The sequence below is a fragment of the Pseudomonas sp. BF-R-01 genome (assembly GCF_019946615.1).
In the GTDB taxonomy this organism is placed as follows: domain Bacteria; phylum Pseudomonadota; class Gammaproteobacteria; order Pseudomonadales; family Pseudomonadaceae; genus Aquipseudomonas; species Aquipseudomonas migulae.
In genome coordinates this window covers 1-5,450 of sequence record NZ_JAGYFX010000185.1, presented here as the reverse complement: position 1 = coordinate 5,450, position 5,450 = coordinate 1, and the positions used below count along the sequence as shown (strand labels likewise).

General features: G+C 61.2%; 4 protein-coding genes. 2 read left to right on the top strand and 2 right to left on the bottom strand.

Going from position 1 to position 5,450, the window contains the following annotated elements:
• The coding region (locus tag KGB27_RS30780; protein WP_223557352.1) for a vWA domain-containing protein at positions 1-643 on the top strand (643 nt) is incomplete at its 5' end.
• Between the two features lie 114 nt (positions 644-757).
• Here the strand turns inward: KGB27_RS30780 and KGB27_RS30775 are convergent.
• Entirely contained in the window at positions 758-2,734 is a 1,977-nt protein-coding gene (locus KGB27_RS30775) for a methyl-accepting chemotaxis protein (protein WP_008030537.1), read from the bottom strand.
• A 182-nt stretch (positions 2,735-2,916) separates the two neighbouring features.
• On the bottom strand, positions 2,917-3,837 hold the full coding sequence (locus KGB27_RS30770; protein ID WP_008030538.1) for a LysR substrate-binding domain-containing protein: 921 nt from the start codon (positions 3,835-3,837) through the stop codon (positions 2,917-2,919).
• 158 nt (positions 3,838-3,995) lie between these two features.
• On the opposite strand from KGB27_RS30770, the gene KGB27_RS30765 reads away from it, so the two are divergent.
• Positions 3,996-5,393 carry a NorM family multidrug efflux MATE transporter gene (locus KGB27_RS30765; RefSeq protein ID WP_223557351.1) on the top strand — a complete coding sequence of 466 codons (1,398 nt, stop codon included), beginning with the start codon at positions 3,996-3,998 and terminating at the stop codon, positions 5,391-5,393.
• Positions 5,394-5,450 lie beyond the last annotated feature (57 nt).

The following is a 5,450-nucleotide window of genomic DNA, read 5'->3' as shown; positions in this document are numbered from 1 at the left end:
CGCAGAGATCCCGCAGTTCGTGGTGGTACTCGACACTTCGGGTTCGATGGACTTGAACATCAAGTCCGTGAAAGCCGATGAGGACTGGTTCTTCGGCAACGAGCTCAACAAGTACCTGGACGCGAACCGCACCATGCAGATCTTCGCCAAACCCAGCCGCATGGACGTCGCCAAGGACTCGCTGGCCGGCATGATCAACGGGCTTGACCCGAAGATCGACACGCGCCTCATTACCTTCGCCGGCTGCGAACGCACACCGGACCAGGGCGTGTTCAAGTTTGGCGACCGGCCACGGCTGATCAACGGGATTCGAGGGCTGGTTCCCAATGACGGTACACCGCTGGCCGACAGCCTGGCTTACGCGGCAAGCACCGTTGACGGGCGTAATAACGATGCCGTGATCGTGATGTTCGTCGACGGTGAGGACGGTTGCCAGAAAGACGCTTGCGCGGTGTCTCGCCAAATCGCCAGGGAACAACCACGCCTGCGGGTCAACGTGGTGAAAATCGGTGCCGGTGGCCCGTCACGCTGCATTGCTGAAAACACCGGTGGCCGGGTTTACAACAGCACCAACGCGGCAGAACTGGCCAAGCAGTTGAAACTCGCAACCAAGGAAGTGTCGAGCAACGCCAAGTGTGATTGATTGGCTGATCTGAATATTGCGGTGCAGCCTTCGCGGGCAAGCCTCGCTCCTACAGGGGTCAACGCTGAACCTGTAGGAGCGAGGCTTGCCCGCGAAGGCGATTTCAAAGGCGACTCAACGAAACCGGTCAACCTCTTGGCGCAATTCCGCCGCCAGGCTCTCCAGCTCTTTGGCGGTCACCGCCAGGTTCGACACCACTTCCCGCTGCTCGCTGTTCGCCAGCGCGATGCTTTGCAGGTTGCTGCTGAGCAGCGTCGCGGTGCTGCTCTGCTCCTGGGTCGCTGTAGTGATCGCGGCGAACTGTTCACCGGCGGAACGGCTTTGCTCATCGATCCGCGCCAGCGCCGAGGCGACATTGGCGTTGCGCGACAAGCCTTCCTGCATCAGGACTTTGCCCTGTTCCATGGTGCTGATGGCATTGCCGGTTTCCTGCTGGATGCTCTGAATCATCCCGGAAATTTCGTCGGTGGCCTGGCGAGTGCGTGAAGCCAGGTTGCGCACTTCATCGGCCACCACCGCAAAACCACGGCCCTGCTCACCGGCACGCGCCGCTTCGATGGCCGCGTTGAGCGCCAGCAGGTTGGTTTGCTCGGCAATCGAGGTGATCACCCCGACAATGCCACCGATTTCCTGAGAACGCTGGCCCAAGGTGTTGATCACCGTGGCCGTGCTGTTCAGCGCGCCAGCGATTTGCTCCAGGGACGAGGACGCTTCACCCATCGACGTACGACCGATCTGGGTTTGCTGTGCGTTTTCCTGCGCCAGACGCTGAGTGCTGCCCATGTTGTCGGCAATGTTCAACGAGGTGGCGCTGAATTCTTCCACGGCGCCGGCCATGCTGGTGATTTCGCCGGACTGCTGCTCCATGCCTTCATAGGCACCGCCAGACAAACCGGACAAGGCCTGGGCACGGCTGTTGACCTCTTGCGAGGCCCGGCGGATGTGCTCGACCATCGTCGACAACGCCTGGCTCATCTGGTTGAAGGCACGGGCCAGCTGACCGATCTCGTCGTTGCTCGACACGTCCAGACGCACGCTCAGGTCGCCGGCCCCCAGGGCTTCGGCCTGACGCACCAGATCACCCAGCGGCGCGAGTTTGCTGCGCAGCAGCCAGACTGCCGAGCCGACCGCGATCAACATCGCCAGCAGGCTGCCAATCGCCAGTTGAATGCCGACACTCCAGGTCACCGCGCTGATTTCGTCTTGCGGCATGCTCGCCACGACCGACCACGGGCCGTCCTGGAACGGCACGGAAACACTGTAGAAGTCTTCGGACGTGTCGCTCCAGAAACCGCCCTCGCTCGGGGTTTTCGCCAGGGCGGTGATGGCTGGAACGGCTTTATCCAGCGCTTCCACGCCGGCGATCGGTACCAGCCATTTGTTCTGCTCGTCGAGCAACGCCAGGGAACCGGTCTTGCCGATGCGGAATCGCTTGAGGTTTTCGAACTGGGCTTTCTGCGCGTCGGTGTAGTCGAAACCGACATACAGCACGGCAATGACCTTGCCGCCGCTGTCGCGTACCGGGGTGTACTGCGACATGTAGTAGCGTTCAAAAAGCAAAGACCGTCCGACGAAACTCTGCCCCGCCATCAAACGGGCATAAGCCGGGTTCGCATGATCGAGAACAGTGCCAATGGCACGACTGCCATCCTGTTTGGTGACGTTGGTACTGACCCGAATGAAGTCCTCGCCGCTGCGCACGAACACCGTGGCCACGCCGGCGGTCATCTGCTTGAACTCGTCCACTTCCTTGAAGTTGTTATTGAGCACTTCGCCGCCCAGTTGCAGGCCCGGAGTCTGGGTGCCCGCCACGTTCACCGGCGCATCCGGGTGCACGCTCAGCCCGCCACTGAAACGCTTTTCGAACAACCCCGCAAGGCGCAGGGTACTTTCACGCAACGTGCCGTGAAACGTACTCAACTGGTCGGCCAGCAACCGCGCCTCACTGGCCAGGTGCTCTTCGCGGGTGGCGAGGTTGGCCGTATCCAGTGAACGCAGGGCAAACAGGGTACTGCCGCTGATGACAATCGCCAGGATAATGGCGAGCGCAAGGCCAAGCTGTGAGGCAATCCGGGCACGAGGTTGAGACATGACAGCTCCTGGCCGAGCGATCTGATCCTCCTTGATCGGCTACTCAGCATAATTTCTAATAATGGGGAATTACGTCGAACCTGCACGAAGGTTCCATCTGCAGATTTTCGGCGGCAAACCTGAATACTTGAGTAAATAGCCGGGATATGGCTCAAGGCCGCTATTTCAAGGGCTCTATCGATTCAGCACAAGTGTTCGACGTCCGGCAATTTCATCGCCCGCACCTCGCCTTGCAGGAAATCACTGAGGCGGCGCAAACGTTCACCTCCCGGGCGGGTTTTCGGCCAGACAAGGTAATAATTCTCACCACTGGCGACGGCGGTCGGCCACGGCAAACTCAGACGGCCCTGCGCCACATCTTCGGCCACCATCAGCAGATCGCCCATCGACACACCATAACCCCGGGCGGCGGCGATCATGCCCAACTCCAGCGTATCGAACACCTGCCCGCCCTTGAGCGACACCTGATCCGTCAACCCCATGCGCTCCAGCCAGTTGCGCCAGTCACGCCGGTCCGGCGTCGGGTGCAGCAGTTCGGCATGGGCCAGGCGCGCGACGTCCCACGGTTGGTCCTTCAGAAGATTCGGTGCACCGACCGGAATCAGCTCCTCCGGGAACAGGAGGCTCGCCTCCCAGTCCGGCGGAAAATGCCCATTGCTGAGGATCACGGCGCAGTCGAACGGCTCATGGTTGAAGTCCACTGAATCGACGTCCATCCAGGCGCTGGTCAGTTGCACTTCGTTGCCCGGTTGCAGGTGGCGGAAACGGCTGAGCCGCGCCAGCAGCCAGCGCATGGTCAGGGTCGACGGTGCTTTCATGCGCAGGATGTCATCTTCGGCGCGCAAGGTATTGCAGGCCCGCTCAAGGGCGGTGAAGCCTTCGCGAATGCCCGGCAGGATCAGGCGCGCCGACTCGGTCAATTGCAAATTGCGCCCGCTGCGATGAAACAGCCGACAGGCAAAATGCTCTTCAAGCGTACGAATATGCCGACTGACCGCACTCTGCGTAATCGACAACTCTTCAGCGGCACGGGTAAACGAGCTATGCCGCGCCGCCGCTTCAAATGCGCGAAGGGCATACAAGGGAGGAAGACGACGAGACATGCGGAAAGCTCCTATAGCGCAATTTCGTCAACTTATCAGAAACTCCCCAGGATGAGTTTTAATCATGCCATCCATCCTTTTTATCCCTTTGTGCAAACCCCGCAGAGCGCCGAGAATCGACGCTTTCCTGTTCTCTTTGATAATCGGGCGTGATGACCATGCAGCATCCAGCACGTATTGAACTCTGGGCCATCCTGCGGCTGGCGGGGCCGTTGATTGCCTCGCAGTTGGCGCACATGCTGATGGTCCTCACCGACACCTTGATGATGGCGCGCCTTAGCCCCGAGGCATTGGCCGGCGGCGGACTCGGCGCGGCAACCTATTCGTTTGTGTCGATCTTTTGCATCGGCGTGATTGCGGCGGTCGGCACGTTGGTGGCGATCCGTCAGGGAGCGGGCGATATCGTTGGTGCGGCGCGGTTGACCCAGGCCGGGTTGTGGCTGGCGTGGTTGATGGCTTTGGTCGCCGGGTTGCTGCTGTGGAACCTCAAACCGGTGTTGCTGATGTTTGGCCAGACCGAAACCAACGTCCAGTCAGCCGGGCAGTTCCTGTTGATTTTGCCGTTCGCCTTGCCCGGCTACCTGAGCTTCATGGCCCTGCGCGGTTTCACCAGCGCGATTGGCCGGGCGACGCCGGTGATGGTCATCAGCCTCGGCGGCACGGTGGCCAACTTCGTGCTCAATTATGCGTTGATCACCGGGATGTTCGGCCTGCCGAAAATGGGCCTGGTGGGTATCGGTCTGGTCACGGCAATTGTCGCCAACCTGATGGCCGTGGCGTTGGCGCTGCACATTCGGCGGCACCCGGCGTACGACGCCTATCCATTGCGCCAGGGTTTGTCGCGGCCAAACCGGCAGTACCTGAAGGAGTTGTGGCGCCTGGGTCTGCCGATTGGCGGCACCTACGCAGTGGAAGTCGGGCTGTTTGCCTTTGCCGCGTTGTGCATGGGCACCATGGGCAGTACGCAATTGGGCGCGCACCAGATCGCGCTGCAGATCGTCTCGGTGGCGTTCATGATTCCGGCGGGGCTTTCCTATGCGATCACCATGCGCATCGGCCAGCATTACGGCGCCGGGCAGTTGCTGGACGCGCGGCTTGCAGGACGGGTCGGGATCGCCTTTGGCGCAGCGGCAATGCTTGGTTTCGCGATGGTCTTCTGGCTGTTGCCGAATCAGTTGATTGGCCTGTTCCTGGACCACAACGACCCGGCCTTCCGCCCGGTCATCGAACTGGCGGTGAGCCTGCTGGCGGTGGCGGCGTGGTTCGAGCTGTTCGACGGCACGCAAACCATCGCCATGGGCTGCATTCGCGGGCTCAAGGACGCCAAGACCACGTTCCTGGTCGGGTTGGGTTGCTATTGGCTGATTGGTGCGCCCGCCGCGTGGTGGATGGCCTTCCATTTGAACTGGGGGCCGACGGGTGTCTGGTGGGGCTTGGCGCTGGGCCTGGCGTGCGCGGCGGTGAGCCTGACGCTGGCGTTCGAGTGGAAGATGAAGCGGATGATTCGGCGGGAGCCGACATCAGGGGCAAGTTTCCAGATCGCCCAGGCCGACTGAGATCCCTTGTAGGAGCGAGGCTTGCCCGCGAAGGCGTCGTGTCAGTAACAACAATGT

Coding starts and splice junctions, on each gene's coding strand:
- KGB27_RS30775 (WP_008030537.1), bottom strand. CDS start 2,734: ATGTCTCAACCTCGTGCCCGGATTGCCTCACAGCTTGGCCTTGCGCTC.
- KGB27_RS30770 (WP_008030538.1), bottom strand. CDS start 3,837: ATGTCTCGTCGTCTTCCTCCCTTGTATGCCCTTCGCGCATTTGAAGCG.
- KGB27_RS30765 (WP_223557351.1), top strand. CDS start 3,996: ATGCAGCATCCAGCACGTATTGAACTCTGGGCCATCCTGCGGCTGGCG.